This is a genomic window from Psychrobacter sp. SC65A.3 (assembly GCF_025642195.1).
GTDB lineage: Bacteria > Pseudomonadota > Gammaproteobacteria > Pseudomonadales > Moraxellaceae > Psychrobacter > Psychrobacter cryohalolentis.
This window is the reverse complement of sequence record NZ_CP106752.1, coordinates 1,204,505-1,221,980: the sequence shown is the minus strand read 5'-3', so window position 1 is coordinate 1,221,980 and position 17,476 is coordinate 1,204,505. Positions and strand designations below refer to the sequence as shown.

The following is a 17,476-nucleotide window of genomic DNA, read 5'->3' as shown; positions in this document are numbered from 1 at the left end:
ATAGCAATTGCCTAAGTTTTATCGTAAGCAGTTTACAACAACAAATGTAATTCATTAAAATTTTTGGAGCTTATTATGTCAACCAGTTTTTCAAAAATCGCTGCCCTCGCTGTATTATCAAGCGCTGTTGTTCTAGCATCAGGTTGTGCCACTAAGCGTGCCACTTCTGAAGTCGTCGTTGCCCCTCTAGGTATCCCAGGCGGTCAAGTTGGCTACAATGGTGCTGTTATCGTAGACAACTCAAACGCAGTTATTACCGGTGCTGAGAACATCCAAGCCGTTGTGTACTTTGCCTTTGACAGCAGTGCGATCACTTCACAATCTGCAGGTGTCTTAAACCAACACGCGGGTCTGTTAAAATCTAACCCAAATGCAGGCGTAGTTATCGCGGGTCACACCGATGAGCGCGGTAGCCGTGAATATAACATCGCATTGGGTGAGCGCCGTGCCCAAGCAGCACGTGATTATCTTGCCGCTCAAGGCGTTGCAGCAAATAATATCCGTGTCATCAGCTATGGCGAAGAGCGTCCTGCTGCTGCCGGTACGAACGAAGATGCCTATGCCCAAAACCGCCGTGCTGAACTGTCTTACTAAGTATATAGCATAAGACATTATAAGCATTCAAAAGCCCAACAAGCCTATTGTTGGGCTTTTTGTTAGGCTAAGATAAATCACGATATAAACCATAAGTTTCTACAATATACAGACTATGCAAAACTTAATGCTACACGATATTCTCTATACTCAGCTCGACCCCATGACAATGACGTGGTGTGCGACTGCTAAAGTGCGTGCTTCACATTGCGATATTAAAAAAACCACTACTTGCTTAGCTGCCCCTCAAATTGCTTATAACCAACGCCAGCAGCAACGTGCAGGTGTAAGGCTATTATTGCAGGCATTGCTCAAAAGACTGGATATCGTCGATTGTTTAGATGAATCAAATTTTCCTTATCGACTCACTCATAGCCAATATTATGTGTGTTTTAGCCATACCAATGGCAATAATAAAAATGCTACTCGAATACAAAATGATATAGAAAACTCAGACATACCATACGTCAAGGTCGCTGTCGTTATCAGTCGCTATCGTCCCTCGGGTATTGATATCGAAGTCAATGCCGTGAAATGGCAGGTAGCAAAGCGGTTCTATCATCCAAAAGAGCTGGCTATCTTGCAAGCATTGCCAATGATACAGCGTAACTCTGCCATAAAATGTCTTTGGCAAATAAAAGAAAACTTTATCAAGATAGATCAATATACGCTTGCCCAAGGTTTAGGCATGGATTATTCCGCCATCATTATTGATGTACTCAATCAGCCTATAGAAATCCTACCTTTGCTTACTCTGACTGACGATAAGACTAACTATCGAATTTCTGTTATTTCCTCACAGCAAACTGTTATTGTTTATTGATAAATCTCAAATACCTGATAATAAGTGATATTTATTACTTTATTTTAGACATAAAAAAACGACCCTCAAAAGGATCGTTTTTTTATACTTATTCTTCTGTTAACAACAGTATTTAAACGGTTGTTAAATTAGAAGCGATAAGTTGCACCAACTTTAACAATTGGCATCCACTCTAACCAGTTTTTATCTTCTAGTTCTCTTTCAGCTTTATCAGCAACGCTAGCTGAAGTTTCGCCTGTGATAACGCCATTTTCATCTCTAATAAAGCCGTTTGCGCCGCCAACTGAAGTAACATCAGCATCAGTTTTACCCATATATGCAGCGCCTAGCTCGCCAAACAGACCAAAGTTATTGGTAATGTTAGGACGGAAGCCAATAGTAGCATAAGGAGCTAGCGTATTACGGTGCTCAAGGCTACCTTTTAAAGTACCTACATCGTCTGCATTATATTGCTTGCCGTTAACTTTATAAACGCCACCATTAGGATTAGAAGTTACGTTGATTTCGTTATCAGGAACGATGATACCAGCACCCATAGTGAACCAGTTTGCCATAGGACGTACTTGTACGCCTAGGTACGGGTTGCTAAAATCAGTATCTACATCGTAGTTTACGTCGTTAGCATCAAAGTCGCCGCCGAATAAATCAGCAGCATCGCCGCCTGCCCAACCAGCTTGAATTTCAGTTTTGTCGTTTAAGCCCCAAGCGATGTTAGCACCATAACCTAAAGTACCAACTTCAGCACTGATCGCTGCTGGATGAGTAACGGTTTGGAAGAAAGTCTTAGTACCGCCAACAACTGCACCAGTGGTGTTACGTAACACACCAGCATCTGCATTATAGGCATAACCAGCGTCTGCTTGATAAGCAACTGCTACTGGCTCAGCTTCGTATACAACAGCATCATTGCCATCAATAACAATAACTGGATCAGCTGCAAGAGCAGCAGTTGAGGCTAAAACGGCAGCAGTGATTGCTGTTAATTGAATAAGTTTCATAATTACTCTCCTAAAGTATGAAATAACACGCCCATAAAAAAATGAAAATCTAACTTTTTTAAACAATCATTTTGATGCGAGGATTAAAACAATTTTGGCTCAAAAAGTCACCCCTAAAGACGCACTTTTTATTTACCATTATGTAAAGATTGCATAGATATTGTAATAATTACTACACCAGCCCGCAATACTTCGCCTTTTTGTTACACAATGCTATTAAAGCCACCGCGCAGCCTACACATGATTATTGGAACGCTTAACGCTCATGTAAAGATATTACAAAATATGTCTGCATGATGGAGCATCTTGAGAAATAACGCAATAACAGTTATAGAGTTAATTACTACAGATTGTTGTACTTTGTGACTGAACGTATCTAATATTGCTAAGAAAACCGAAAAATTCTCAGATAATTTTGTTATAAATCCACGCAATGTAAATACGTTACTATATAATGAGAGATAGGCTTGTCTAAGGGTTATATTGTGCTAAATTAGAGTCAGTAAGCCAATTACTGTATGCTTTTATACTTATCCATTTTTAGCCTTATCGCCTTGACTGTTCTGCTCTATTTTTAGAGGCGATTATATCCATTACGATATAACTACTTGCTTTGTTTTTTTATTATTACTGAGTCATTTATATGCCTAAAGTATCATCGATTACCCGTGTGCTAGAGATTATTGAGGCGGTATCTTATGCCTCAAAGCCGATTTCGCCACTAGAGCTATCGCAGGAGCTTGATATTCCGAAGCCAACCATTCATCGATTGATTCAAAATCTGGTTGATGAAGGGTTTGTGACAATTGATATTGGCGGCGGTATTATACCGGGTAAACGCGTACGCAATTTGGGTGTTGAGCTTTGGCAGCAGCGACTGTTCTTTAATGAACGTCAAATGATTTTGCAAAAACTGGTCGATGAGCTAAAAGAAACCTGCGGTATCGGTGTTCCTTATCACATGAATATGATCTATACCAACCGCGCACAAACGACCTTGCCGATACAGATTTATTTACCAGTGGGCGCAAAGTCGCCAATGTGGTGTACAGCGACTGGGAAGCTGTATTTAAGTCAGTTGCCGAGTGCAAGCCGCGAAAAAATACTACAAAATTTGTCACTAGATAAGTTCACTAAAAATACCATCACTGATATCGAAAAATTAAACGCTGAGCTTGATCGTATCGCTGAAACAGGCATAGGTATCGATAACGAAGAGTTTATCTCTGAGATGGTGGCAATCGCCGTACCGATAAGGGATAGGAAATCACGCTACCTTGCTTCGTTATATCTGCATGCACCGACCATACGGGTGTCTTTAGATGACCTCTTAACCTATGTGCCACGACTGCAAAAAGCGGCGCAAGATATTCAGTCTCTGGTCTACGAGCTGCCAAGTTAAATGCCTTGATATAAACTAGAAATAAGTCAAAAAAAGGTCTGCACTATTACTATAATGCCGACCTTTTTTATTTGTGTGCTTAATAATTTAAGACAATACAGAGCTGTCGTGACGCGCCATAATACTAGAAAAATCTCTATCACCATTCTCGATGGTATGCGCAGCATATAGCTCAGTTGCTTTAGCGCCCATTGGTGTCTCTACATGCGTGTCTTGAGCGGTTTGCATGGCAAGGTTAAGATCCTTTTGCATCAGCTTACTCATAAAGCCGCCTTGATAGCCATTGCTCGATGGGACATTTTCCATTACTTGCGGGTACGGGTTGTAGACCTCTAGCGTCCAGTTACGACCGGAGCTTTGTAGCATGATATCGGATAGTACCTTTGGATCGAGACCATTTTTGACACCTAGATTAATCGCCTCTGCCGTTCCTGCCATCAGAATTCCAAGCAGCATGTTATTACAGATTTTAGCTACTTGTCCTGCACCATGCTCGCCTGCGTGGAAGATATTTTTTCCCATTACAGCCAGTATCGGTTCAGCTTTGGCAAAGGCTGCATCGTCTCCACCAACGATAAAGGTCAATGTGCCAGCGATAGCGCCACCTGTACCGCCAGAGACTGGCGCATCTAAAAAATCAATACCAAGCTTACTTGCAACTTCTGCTACTTTCCTAGCATCAGCTGCTGCTATGGTACTGCTATCGATAACCAAAGTACCTTTTGGTAAGTCTACAAGTAGACCGTCAGAGCTACCTTCTCCTAGATAGACAGAATGCACGTGCTTGCCAGCAGGTAACATACTGATAATCACTTGGGCATTTTGAGCAGCATCTTTCGGACTCTCTGCTATATTGGCACCCGCTTGTTGCAAGCGCGTGGTCGCCTCTACAGATAAATCATAAACCGATAGCGTATAACCTGCCTTTAACAAGTTTTCTGCCATTGGACCGCCCATGTTACCTAGTCCAATAAAGGCAATATTTGGCTTTGCTGTATTACCATCATTATCAGTCGTAGTTGTACTACTTGAACCTGTATCCTTTGTAGCCATCTCATCGCTCCTTGATGATTGATTATGCAATTAGTTTTAATTTTTCAAATTTCACTTAATCTAGTCACTTAATCCAGTTAAGTTGGCTTAAATCAGATGCTAAATATCTGGTTAGCGAACCGCTTCATTACCCAATGCAGCAGCGCTAAGCCAATCGTCTAAAGGATGCTCGCCTTTAGCATATGGATTGGTAAAATGCTGCTGGATATAATCTTGTCCCTCTGCGCTCAAGCAGTCCGCTAACGTACGAGACCAGTTTGGCGTGCGATCTTTATCAATCAATAACGCACGTACGCCTTCCTTAAAATCAGGGTTAGCCGCACAATGTACAGCGACATTGGTCTCTAGGTACAAAACTTGCTCTAGCGATAAATCCGTCACCTTATGATATAGCGCATAGGTCAATGCCGCAGTCACTGGACAGCCATGTCGATAGGTTGCAATGGCTCGTTGTGCCCAACTGTCGGCAGCAAAATCTGTATCAAGCTGTGTGAGCGCCTCATCATTTTGTAATAGCGCATCGATATCACCCAAACCGCCTCTGTTCATTAGTTGCTGAATAGCACACCAATGCTGTGCAAGCTTACTAGCAGGCAATTCAGCAACAGGCTGCGCCGCCAGTGCGCGGCTAACGATACTGTAGGCACTATTGTTATCACATTTATCCGTACTATTAGCTGCAACCTGCCAGTCGCTCTGTGTTAAGCGCTGCATGATGGCATCATAATCCTGACTTCCAACCCCATATTCTGCTAAGTTGGTCAATAATGCATCGCTACCATTACACATTGCACCTGTCAGCCCTAAGAATAAACCAGTTTTGGCCGGCATGCGTTGCAAAAACCAACTGCCAGAGGCATCAGGGAATAGACCAATGGTAATCTCAGGCATAGCAAAACGGGTACGCTCAGTGACCAAGCGATGGCTACAGCCTGCCATCAACCCCATACCGCCGCCCATAATGATGCCATCGCCCCACAAAATTAATGGCTTAGGGTAAAAATGCATTTGGCGATAAAGACTATATTCATGACCAAAAAAATCTGTCGCATAAGGATTTGGCATAGGCGCTGTTGCTGACATACTGTCATATAACCTACGAATATCACCGCCAGCACAAAACGCCTTATCGCCCGCGCCTTTTAATAGCAATGCCACTACTTGCTCATCACCTTGCCACTGCTCTAGTTGTTGCGATAACAATTGACACATCTCAACGCTCAAGGCATTAAGAGATTTGGGCATATTTAATGTCATTATCCCAATAAGGTGACCACAATCTGTCGGCTCGGTGCTGAATAATACCGGCGCGTCTGATATGCCTTCTATAGCTGCTGTCATAAATGTGACCTACAAAATGAAAAAGTGAGAAAATATTATTTTGATTAAACTAACTTTTGGTTAAAGTAATTAAGGTATCGTTTATTTATTTTGCCAAACAGGCTTACGCTTCTCTAAAAATGCTTGCACACCTTCGCGCTGATCTTCAGTATCAAACAATTTAACAAAGGCTTCACGTTCATGGATAAGGTTTTGCGCAGGTGGTGTGTGTCTTGCTGCTTGAATAAGTTTTTTGGAATAACTGACTGCAACGGGTGATTGTTTAGCAACTTTTTGCGCCAGTGCTTGAGCTGTTTGTAATCCTTCACCTTTCGCAGCAACTTCTTCGACTAAGCCAATGCGTAGTGCAGTCTCGGCATCGACGCGCTCGCCGCACAATATCATGCGCTTTGCCCAGCCTTCGCCTACCAAAGCCGTTAGATTTTGGGTACCACCAGCACACGGCAACAAGCCAACGCCTGTCTCAGGTAATGCCATTTGAGCATGGTCTTCTGCAATACGGATATCACAAGCGAGTGCGCACTCAAGACCACCGCCCATCGCATAGCCATTGATCACTGCAATGCTAACGCCGCGATAGGCTGACAGTGCTTCGAACGCTTCACCAAAGGCTATCGCCATACTGATTGCGCGACCTTTATCGCCATCTGCAAAATTATTTAGATCGGCGCCCGCTGAAAAGAATTTCTCACCATCACCATGAACGATTAGTGCATATACCTCATCATTAGCATTGAGGTCAGTGACCAATTGCTTAAGCGCCTTAAGACTGTCCATCGTCCACGTATGAGCAGGTGGGTTGTTTAGGGTTAATGTCGCAGTATGACCATCAATCGATAGTTTTAAGTTGGTATAATCCGTCATGATCAAACATCCTTATCATAAAATCATTTTATTCATATAAATAGGTTAACGCAGTTGGCTCAATGCATTATCTTGTAATAGCTGACGCGAAACAATCACGCGCATAATTTCATTGGTACCTTCCAAAATCTGATGCACACGCAAATCTCGCACATGACGCTCAAGCGGATACTCATTGAGGTAGCCGTAACCACCGTGTAGTTGCAGAGCTTCGTTGGCGACATCAAAACACAAATCCGTGGAGAGACGCTTTGCCATCGCGCAATAAGTAGAGGCTTGCGCATCCTTATTATCGACTTTACTGGCCGCTAAATAGAGCATTTGCCGCGCCGTGATAGTTTGAGTCAGCATATCAGCAAGCTTAAACTGTACCGACTGTAAGCTGGCAATCGGGCTGCCAAACTGACTGCGCTCTTGTACATAGTTGGTCGCTGTCTCAAGCGCCGCTTGCGCCGTCCCTACTGCACAGATACCGATATTAATCCGGCCACCATCCAACCCTTTCATGGCGATACGGAAACCTTGACCTTCCTCGCCGATGAGATTCTCTACTGGCACTTTGACATCTTTAAAGCTAATCGTCCGTGTTGGCTGCGCTTTCCAGCCCATTTTATGCTCATTTTTGCCGTATTCAATACCAGCACTATCGGCATCAACCACAAATGCTGAGATGCCTTTGGGTCCTGCAGCGCCCGTACGTGCCATAACCACTAACACATCGGTGGAACCTGCCCCTGAGATAAAAGTTTTTTCGCCATTAAGAACATAATACTCGCCTTGCTTATCGGCTTTGGTACGTAATGATGCGGCATCAGAACCGGCATTAGGTTCCGTCAAACAGTAACTGCCAAGCCATTCACCACTAACCATGTTGGGCAAATATTTCTTGCACAACACATCGCTACCAAACTCACCAATCATCCAGCCAGCCATATTATGAATGCTCATATAAGCAGCCACCGCGGTATCACCCCATGCTAGCTCTTCAAAAACCATGGCAGAATCTAAACGCGGCAAGCCCAAGCCATCATACTCAGGGTTGGTATATAACCCTAAAAATCCAAGCTCGCCTGATTTTTTGATGACATCAATTGGGAAATGCGAAGTGCGATCCCATTCAGCAGCATTGGGCTTTAGCTCTTTTTGGGCAAACTGTCTGGCAGTTTGGCGAAAGGCAATTTGATCATCGGTTAATGAAAAATCCATGGGGTTATCCTTATGCTGAATATGGTGTGTTAAGTCGTCAATGCAAATATAGGTGATTCAGCATTAAATTGAAATAGTCGTATTGACACCGCGACTTGCTTCATCATCAAACCAGCGCGCCGTAACGGTCTTGGTTTGGGTATAAAATTGCACCGCTTGCTTACCATAAGGACCCAGATCACCAAGCTTACTAGCACGTGAGCCTGAAAACGAGAACATCGGTAGTGGCACAGGAATTGGCAAGTTAATACCGATTTGACCGACTTGGATATCTTGCTGGAACTTATGCGCGGCAGCCCCTGACTGAGTAAAGATAGCGGTACCATTACCATGCGGGTTGGCATTGAGCAGCTCAATTGCCTCATCTAAGCTATTGGCACGCATGATGCACAGTACAGGTCCAAAGATTTCTTCTTTGTAAATTTGCATGTCGCTTGTGACGTTATCAAAGATAGTTGGACCAACGAAGTTGCCTTTCTCATACCCTTCAACCGTAATACCACGACCATCAAGCAATAGACTGGCCCCCTCTTCTACACCAGTACCAATCAAATGCTCAACACGCGCTTTTGCTGCAGGAGAAATCAGTGGACCCAAATCTTTATCGTGCTTACCGGCTGAGACGATTAAACCTTCTGCTTTGGCCTTGATGTCATCAATCCACTCACCAGCGGCACCGACAAGGACAACGACAGACAATGCCATACAACGCTGACCGGCAGCACCAAATGCGGCACCTGCTAGCTGATTAAGCGTTTGCTCTTTATTAGCATCTGGCAGGATAACGCCATGGTTTTTTGCGCCCATCATACACTGAGCACGTTTACCTGATTGACTGGCACGCTCATAAACGTGTTTACCAACGTTGGTCGAACCTACAAAAGAAACTGCTTTGATATCGGGATGATCACAAATGGCATCGACAGTGGCTTTGCCGCCATGTACGACGTTTAGCACGCCTTCAGGTACGCCCGCTTCAATAGCAAGCTCAACCAAACGCATGGTCACCATCGGATCTTGTTCAGAAGGTTTTAAGATAAAAGTATTACCCGTGGCAATCGCCATTGGAAACATCCACAGTGGAATCATCGCCGGGAAGTTGAACGGCGTAATGCCTGCACAAACACCAAGTGGCTGCCAAATACTGTAAGTATCAACACCTGAGGCAACGTTTTCAACGAAGTCGCCAATCTGCAGGTTTGCAATACCTGCTGCATGCTCAACCACTTCTAAACCACGGAACACATCACCGCGCGCATCAGCAATGGTCTTACCCTGCTCTGCAGTCAAGATCTCTGCTAATTCATCCATATGGTCGCGAATCAGTGCTTGATACTTTAAAAAGATACGAGCACGATTGGTAATTGGTGTTTTGCGCCACGTTTGAAAAGCCGTTTGAGCGGCAGCGACTGCTTGATTGATTTCATCGTCTGTCGTTTGCGGTACCTTGGCAATGACTTCTTGAGTGGCAGGATCGGTAATATCAATCCATTCGTTAGTATTAGAATCAACAAATTGACCATTGATGAGCTGCTTGACGTGGTGCATAAGATATCCTTATCTTGTTTGTAAGACCGCCATTAGGTGACGGCTTAGAATTTTGAAGACTTTGAGTTTTAAAACTCTAAATTTAAAAACTTAAAATTTATCATTCTGTCATATAATTTTAAAATGATTTATTTCGTATCGTTATTGACTATAACAATAAAACAATTTTAGGGTCAAGCTCTTTATGCTGCTTTTAGTAAAGTTAACGTTAATGTCCGATTTATCTACCATAACCCATAAGCTATTAACGACAATAAAAAAGCCCATGAGTATTCATGAGCTTTTTTAGATAAAGGTAATTTTAAAACATGCCTGAAAATGCGCCTAGTAATCTTTCATAGATTGCTTGACCGCATCAATAGCCGTTGGATTATCAAGGGTAGACATATCACCAGTGGGTTTATCCTCTGCTAACGCCCGAATAGCACGGCGCAATATCTTACCAGAGCGCGTCTTTGGCAATGCTTGCGGGAAATAGATCGCCGCAGGCCTTGCGATCCCGCCCAAAGATTTGACGACCGCGCCTATCACTTGCTGCTCAAGGCGAAAGCGGTTTTCAGTCGTTGCCACCAGTTCATGATTTTTTAGCACACAAAAAGCAATCGGCAGCTCGCCTTTTAGCTCATCTTGAATACCCACGACCGCACACTCTGCGACCTCTGCGTGCATACTGATCGCCTCTTCAATCTCTTGGGTGCCCAGTCTATGACCAGCGACATTAATGACGTCATCGGTACGACCAAGGATATGAAAATAACCATCTTCGTCAACGACTGCATAGTCCGATGTCGAATATTGATTGCTATCCGCTAAGCTAAAGTAGCTGTCAATAAAGCGCTTATCATTACCCCAAACCGTGGTCAAACAACCCGGTGGTAAGGGCGCACGAATCGCCAGTAAACCTTTTTCGCCCGCTTTACACGGCTCGCCAGTTTCTTCATTGATGACCTGCGCATCGTAGCCATACATAGGATAGCCAGGTGAGCCTTGTTTGTGCGGTTTATCAGCGAACCTAGGAGTATTACTCAGAATAGGCCAACCCGATTCTGTCTGCCAATAATGGTCTAAAATCGGTACACCCAAATGCTTGGTCAGCCAGCTGGCAGTAGACTCATCTAGTGGCTCACCTGCCAAAAAGAACGATTTGACGCTTGAGACATCGTAGCGCGTCATCCATGTCTCATCTTGCTTTTTCAGCATACGTACACCAGTCGGTGCGGTAAACAAAATATTGACCTTGTTGGCTTCCACAATTCGCCACCAGATACCAGGGTTTGGCAGATGCGGTAAGCCTTCATACATAACACTGGTCATGCCAGCGAGCAATGGCGCATAGATGGTATAAGAATGCCCAACGGCCCAACCGATATCAGATATCGCCCAAAACGTCTCGCCTGCCTTACCGTCGTAGATATAGTCCATCGATGTGGTCAGTGCTACTGCATGACCACCGGTATCACGTTGCACGCCTTTTGGTGTGCCCGTCGTACCAGAGGTATAAAGCAGATACGATGGCGTATTAGACTCAAGCCATACAGGCTCGACGATAGCATTGGCTTCACAGCTGATACGGCGTTCAGTGGCATAATCCACATCAAGTTCTTTTACGTCAAACGGCAAAATACCACGATTGACCACTACTACATGCTCAGGCTTAGTGGTTGCCTGCTCGATACCTTGATTGACAAGATTTTTATAGTTGACGACTTTACCACCACGCAAACCTGCATCCACTGTGATGACCATTTTTGCTTCAGCATCATCCATACGAATGGCTAAATTATGGGCGGCAAAGCCACCAAATACCACCGAATGCACTGCACCGATACGCGCACAGGCGAGCATTGCATAAGCGGCCTCTAAAATCATCGGCATATAAATGATGACACGATCGCCCTTCTCAATACCGTAACGCTTTAATACATCGGCAAAATAATTCACTTCTTTATAAAGGTCGTTATAAGTCAAGCGGCGCTTGGTGTAGTCGGTATAAAACTCAACATTATTACCCAAGTCTTTAAAAGCATCGACTACAGCAGGATAGGTTTCTACGAGTTCTTGATTAATCTCTGATGACAGCCAAATAAAAGCATCCTGCTCTGCACGTTCTTCAAGGTGACGATCGACACAGTTATAGCAAAGATTGGTCTCGCCGCCGACATACCATTTAGCAAATGGCAAATTACTATCATCAAGGATTTGCTCAGGCTCTTTATGCCAATAAATACGCTTGGCTTGCTCAGCCCAAAACTCTTCTTTATTTTCAATAGAAGACTGATAAATCTCAGCAAAGGTTTGAGTCGTATTTAGTGCTTGAAATGTTGGGGCTGACGTTTGATTGGTCACTGCAGTGGCGGTTTGCGCGCTCATAATAGCTGTCCTTAGCATAAATGATGGGTAATGCGATATGATTTGTCCGATAATATCATAATATAAGACTGGCTATCCCGGCCAGCTATCCTTACTAAATCAAAAAAAACCGATACACTATGTATCGATTTAGTGTGTATCGGTTTAAAATGTAGCAGAGCCAATCATAAAGGTCAACTATTAAGCCTGTTATCTGCTTAATAGTTGAGTTAGTTTAAAAAAACTATACCTCGCTCTGATTGGCATACATCTCACGCATCACTTTTTTATCGTGTTTACCAACAGAGGTCTTTGGTAGTTCATCGACAAACTTAAACTGACTAGGTATACCGTATTTTGGAATGATACCACGGGCCACTGCCTGCTCTGCCAGCGCTTTGATGTCATCAACTTTGGTATCTTGGCAATTTGGTTTGAGTACTACCAATGCTAATGGACGTTCGCCCCATTGCTTATCACGTACCCCAATCACAGACACATCCGCTACCGAAGGATGTAGCGATAGAATCGTCTCAATCTCTAGTGAAGATATCCACTCGCCACCTGACTTAATCACGTCTTTTAAGCGATCGGTGATTTTGATATAGCCATCAGGTCGTATATAAGCGATGTCTTGCGTATGCATGTAGCCGTTTTCCCACAGCTCTTTGCCAGCGTCATCATTTTTTAAATAGCTTTGGGTCAACCACGGTGCGCGTAATACCAGCTCGCCAGTATTGTCCTGACCTGTACCAACTGGCTGATTGTTCTCTCCCCATACTTGAGCATCAACCATAAGTACAGGCTTACCCGTCATACAGCGGCGAGCAATATCCTCTTCTTCACTCAGCTGCGGTTCATTAAGACTAAAGTCAGTCAAACTGATTAGAGGTGCGGTCTCCGACATGCCATAACCGGTATAAACTTCAATACCCTGATCCATCGCCGCTTTTGCCAAGCCTTCTGTCAATCGTGAACCACCAATAATCATTTTTAGACCATTAAAGCTGGCACCGCGGTCTTGCGCTTCTTTGAGTACCATTTGCAAAATCGTCGGTACACAGTGGGTGATGCTGACCTTTTCATTGATAATCAAATCCATCAACAAATCGGGTGCATAACGACCAGGATATACTTGCTTTAGACCTGTCATAGTAGCTGTAAACGGAAAGCCCCACGCATGGACATGGAACATCGGGGTCATTGGCATATAGACATCACCATAGCTGACGCCTTGTTTATTTGGCAACATACCAATCGACGCTGCTTCCGTCAGAGTATGCAGTACTAACTGACGATGGCTAAAGAACACGCCTTTCGGATCACCTGTCGTACCTGAGGTATAAAAAGTTGTAGCAATGGTGTTTTCATCAAAATCTGGGAAATCAAAATGGTCATCAGCAGCATCAAGTAGCGCCTCATATTCACCTTTGACACGGTTCTGGTTACCCCCGAATACGCCCTCAGAGGTCACGCCATTATCATCTAACCAAATAATATGCTCAATGCTAGAGTTTTCAAACTGATAATCTTTGACCAACGGCGCAAATTCAGAGTTGAGTAGCAGCACCTTTGGCTTAGCATGATTAATGGTGTAAAGGATTTTGTCAGGTGATAGACGAATATTGACCGTCTGCAAAATATACTCTGACATCGGTACGGCAAAGTAAGATTCAAGATAGCGATGACTGTCCCAATCCATCACAGCAACCACATCACCAGCATCAAGGTTTAAGCCGTCTAAAACATTCGCCAAACGATTGATACGGTTAAATAAGTCTTTATAAGTAAAACGTTTTTTATCCGCATAAACGATTTCTTGATCTTGTGATACGGTTTTGGCGCGGTTTAATAACTGCTTAACCAATAGCGGAAAATCATAGGCGGATGGCGCACTGTGATAGATATTTGACATAAGTTTGACGTCCTTGTTTATAGTATTTTTGAGTGCAGATAAAAACCAATTGATTGGATATCAGTCGTGATTACATAGTGATGTTTTTATCAATAACCTCTTGATAGTAAGAAAAAACCAGCCTCATGTAAAGGCATGACACATAAGTGGCACAATACTCATTGTTCTAAGATAATCGTTTCTCGATTGCTTAGCTTGTGATAGCTTATTTTATCTCTTATGTTGGTTTGTCTGGTGTTAGCTTGTCTGGCATTAAGCAGGACGCGGTTTTGTTTTTATCATGCCAAAACTTGCGACCAAAAGTGCCAATACTTGTACAAATAATAATAGCCAAACGGTTAATGACCATTGTCCACGTGCATAAACGATACCGCACAGCCATGCGCCCATCGTGCCGCCCGCATAATAAGCCATGTAATATAAACCTGAGGCTAATGAACGTCCGTTTTTGACATTGACGGCGATATAGCTAATGGTTGCCGCTTGGGTAACAAAAACGCCTGACGACATAATGGCAAGCCCAATAATAATGCCCCATAATGGCGTGACCAGCGTTAATAACGCACCAAGCATCGAAAAAATCACTGCCACTCGAACGGTGCGTGCTGCCCCAAATCGACGTAACAATGTCGTCGACAATGGCGTGATAATCACTCCGATTAAATAAACCGCAAAAATATTGGCAAGCGCGCCAGTGCTAAGCTCATAAGGCGTGCCAGCAAGATGTAGATTGATAAAGGTAAAGCAACCAACGAGCGAAAAAAGCACACAAGCACCGAGCAAACATGCGGTTACCACATAACGATTGGTCAAATGCTCACCAAGCGTCTGCATCGCTGAGCGAAAATTTGGATTGGCTACAAAATGCCGCGACGATGGCAACATCTTGCCAACCCATAGTGCACCGATAAGCGTCATCGCTGCCATCACATAATAGCCTGCACGCCAGCCAATATATTCATGTAAATGCCCCAGTAAGAACCGCCCCATAAAGCCGCCAAGTACCGAGCCTGAGACATAGAATGACATCAGCTCTGTGACAGCTCGCCCCTCGAACTCCTCACCGATATAGGCAATGGTCACAACCGTAATGCCTGGGACAGACAATCCTTGCATAAAGCGCCACATACCTAGCCAGCCAATACTAGGACTTTGGGCGATTAAAGCAGTAGGTATCGCTAAAAACAACAATGCCCCAACGATAAAAGATTTGCGCCCGACGGCATCAGATAGCATCCCTAAAAACGGTGACATAATGGCAATCGCCATCACTGTTGCGCCAACAACCATCCCTGCCTGCACTTCAGTCGCTGAAAAATCTACCATCAATACTGGCAATACCGCTTGAATAGAATACACCTGCAAAAAGGCGAACATCCCAATCAGACCGATAGTTAACTTCAGCACCCATGAAGGCGAATCAAAGGGCATCTTTGTCGTGTTATTATTTATATGATTATTCAAAAGAGTACTGACTATAAAAAGGCTCATTTAGCTTAGGCTAATTGGGCGTGGGTGATAGAAATACGGCAATAGTACACAAAATATCTAATCTAATAACTGTAAAAATCATGACTTAACATCAAAAAAATTTAATGAATAAGACTTTAATCACAGTATTGTCTATTAAAGTCTTATTCATTAAAGCAGCTGGATTTAAAAGCCAATAACTCTCAAAAAGTTAAGTTGCATTTTATCACAGCACATAACAAACACAGGTTGCGCTATGTTACAAAATAGCATTCAACACCATGATGGCAGTAGCCTGCAAATAGAAGCCTATAACTATAAAAATGGCTTATAAAGCGCTCAATAATAAACCGTGGATAAACTCAATCGTCTCTTGAGTCAGCGCAGGTAGGGTGCTATTTTACAGTCCCTTCCAATGTATGGCGTTCAGCAGTAACACAAATGATGTTAAAATAACGATTTTTCCGTATTTTACCTACAGTGTTGTCCGTAATTTCAGCCATATGTTGCCTAAAACGCTATGCTTAATTTTAAAAAGGATGTAAGTCATGATTAACACCAAAATATACAAGTCCGTTTATACCTTGGCTGAAAAGCTACTAGAAGCCGATAGAAAAGGACATCAAGAAGCCTTTAATTGGCTATATAGCGAGTTAAAAGCGATTTGTGTCGATAATGAAAATACCGATAAAGACCATCCAGAGCAATGGGAAACGCTAGCCGACTTCACTGCAGAGTTAGATGAAGCGTTGGTCATTTATGATAAGGCACTTGAAAAAGCCAAAGCCATCAACTCAAAAGACCATCTGTCATCCATTGCGTTTTCTATGGCAGTTATCCAAGTTGAATTGGGGCAAAAAGATACTGCAATTACCAGCCTGCAGAACGCAAAAATTACCGCCAATAAAATCGAAGATAAAGAGTTTAAAGCGGAAATAGATGAATTACTTACCAAATTGTTAGAAGAATAAACAACTCAAACTTTCAATCCGGTGCCAACACAACATCAAATCAATACATTTCTACATTCGTATATTGATACACATCCTGCTATCTTTTTTATGGCAAACTTTGTATACCTATACATAGGCATAAGCGTTTATATATCAGCAACCGTATAACCACTAAAATAGTTAAAAAAATAAACCATAAGGACGAGTATTAATGAGCGATAAAATCATAGATTTGGGTGCAGGATTTTGGAACATTCGTGGTACGTTTCGTTTAGGCGGTGTGCTGAATATAGGTACACAATGCTCATTGGTTAAGCTTGCCTCTGGACGATTTGTTTTTTTAGACAGCTACACCTTGACTGATGACGTGCGAGCGCAAGTGATGGCACTGACTAACAATGGACAAGATGTCGAAGCAGTACTTAATTTGCACCCCTTTCATACGGTCCATTGCGCGCAAATGGCAAAAGACTTTCCGCAAGCGACTTTTTATGGCAGTAGTCGGCATCATAAAAAAGTACCTGAAGTGCAATGGGCAGACGATTTGGTCGAAAGTGATGCGGTCGCTGAGCGTTATCCTGAGCTTAAATTCTCATTGTCACAAGGGGTTCACTATATCGCACCTAATGAGATGATTCATGCAGGTTCGCTACTGGCATTCCATCCTGCTAGCAAAAGCTTACACGTCGATGATACTTTTATGAGTCCACCAACCAAATTGCTAGAAGCAGTGTTACCTGAATTATTGCTACATCCTACTACCAAAAAAGCACTAAAAAATGAGCCAAATGCTGGCAAAGAGTATTGTGATTGGGCGAACAACTTGGCAGATGACTGGCGCGATGTACGCAACTTTTGCGCAGCACATTCTTATTTAGTAAAGTTTAAAGACGGTGAGTTTGAGAAAGCATTATTAAAAGCGATTGCAAAAGCACGACCTAAGCTTGAAAACGCGTAATG

General features: G+C 43.2%; 14 protein-coding genes. 5 read left to right on the top strand and 9 right to left on the bottom strand.

Annotated features, from left to right (window positions below):
- Positions 1-75 precede the first annotated feature (75 nt).
- Together pal and OEG80_RS05295 are read left to right on the top strand one after the other, a co-directional pair.
- A complete protein-coding gene (gene pal, locus OEG80_RS05300) occupies positions 76-594 on the top strand; it encodes a peptidoglycan-associated lipoprotein Pal (RefSeq protein WP_011513840.1) in 519 nt (172 codons plus the stop codon).
- 127 nt (positions 595-721) lie between these two features.
- Positions 722-1,417, top strand: coding sequence for a peptide transporter (locus tag OEG80_RS05295; RefSeq protein ID WP_263242181.1), 696 nt, complete (start codon positions 722-724; stop codon positions 1,415-1,417).
- A gap of 128 nt (positions 1,418-1,545) precedes the next feature.
- On the opposite strand, the gene OEG80_RS05290 is transcribed toward OEG80_RS05295, so the two are convergent.
- Complete coding sequence (locus tag OEG80_RS05290) at positions 1,546-2,415, bottom strand: hypothetical protein (RefSeq protein ID WP_149409500.1); 870 nt, start codon at positions 2,413-2,415, stop codon at positions 1,546-1,548.
- Between the two features lie 643 nt (positions 2,416-3,058).
- Between OEG80_RS05290 and OEG80_RS05285 the strand changes: the two genes are divergently transcribed.
- A complete protein-coding gene (locus tag OEG80_RS05285) occupies positions 3,059-3,817 on the top strand; it encodes an IclR family transcriptional regulator (protein WP_011513843.1) in 759 nt (252 codons plus the stop codon).
- 87 nt (positions 3,818-3,904) lie between these two features.
- Here the strand turns inward: OEG80_RS05285 and mmsB are convergent, their stop codons facing one another.
- From mmsB to OEG80_RS05245, 8 genes are all read right to left on the bottom strand, one after another.
- Positions 3,905-4,870: a 3-hydroxyisobutyrate dehydrogenase gene (mmsB, locus tag OEG80_RS05280; protein ID WP_263242177.1), complete on the bottom strand. Its 966-nt coding sequence runs from the start codon at positions 4,868-4,870 to the stop codon at positions 3,905-3,907.
- A gap of 111 nt (positions 4,871-4,981) precedes the next feature.
- On the bottom strand, positions 4,982-6,211 hold the full coding sequence (locus tag OEG80_RS05275; RefSeq protein WP_263242175.1) for an enoyl-CoA hydratase/isomerase family protein: 1,230 nt from the start codon (positions 6,209-6,211) through the stop codon (positions 4,982-4,984).
- Positions 6,212-6,292: 81 nt separating this feature from the next.
- Positions 6,293-7,075 (bottom strand): enoyl-CoA hydratase, encoded by a 783-nt coding sequence (locus OEG80_RS05270; RefSeq protein ID WP_149409504.1) that lies wholly within the window; start codon positions 7,073-7,075, stop codon positions 6,293-6,295.
- 45 nt (positions 7,076-7,120) lie between these two features.
- Positions 7,121-8,281: an acyl-CoA dehydrogenase family protein gene (locus OEG80_RS05265; protein ID WP_263242174.1), complete on the bottom strand. Its 1,161-nt coding sequence runs from the start codon at positions 8,279-8,281 to the stop codon at positions 7,121-7,123.
- 63 nt (positions 8,282-8,344) lie between these two features.
- Positions 8,345-9,829 (bottom strand): CoA-acylating methylmalonate-semialdehyde dehydrogenase, encoded by a 1,485-nt coding sequence (locus OEG80_RS05260; protein ID WP_263242171.1) that lies wholly within the window; start codon positions 9,827-9,829, stop codon positions 8,345-8,347.
- 324 nt (positions 9,830-10,153) lie between these two features.
- Entirely contained in the window at positions 10,154-12,199 is a 2,046-nt protein-coding gene (locus OEG80_RS05255; RefSeq protein WP_263242169.1) for a propionate--CoA ligase, read from the bottom strand.
- 223 nt (positions 12,200-12,422) lie between these two features.
- On the bottom strand, positions 12,423-14,093 hold the full coding sequence (locus OEG80_RS05250; protein ID WP_011513850.1) for a fatty acid--CoA ligase: 1,671 nt from the start codon (positions 14,091-14,093) through the stop codon (positions 12,423-12,425).
- Between the two features lie 252 nt (positions 14,094-14,345).
- A complete protein-coding gene (locus OEG80_RS05245; protein ID WP_149409673.1) occupies positions 14,346-15,524 on the bottom strand; it encodes an MFS transporter in 1,179 nt (392 codons plus the stop codon).
- A gap of 587 nt (positions 15,525-16,111) precedes the next feature.
- On the opposite strand from OEG80_RS05245, the gene OEG80_RS05240 reads away from it, so the two are divergent.
- Positions 16,112-16,534 (top strand): tetratricopeptide repeat protein, encoded by a 423-nt coding sequence (locus OEG80_RS05240; RefSeq protein ID WP_263242166.1) that lies wholly within the window; start codon positions 16,112-16,114, stop codon positions 16,532-16,534.
- A gap of 193 nt (positions 16,535-16,727) precedes the next feature.
- On the top strand, positions 16,728-17,474 hold the full coding sequence (locus tag OEG80_RS05235) for a hypothetical protein (protein ID WP_263242164.1): 747 nt from the start codon (positions 16,728-16,730) through the stop codon (positions 17,472-17,474).
- The last annotated feature ends 2 nt before the right edge of the window (positions 17,475-17,476 follow it).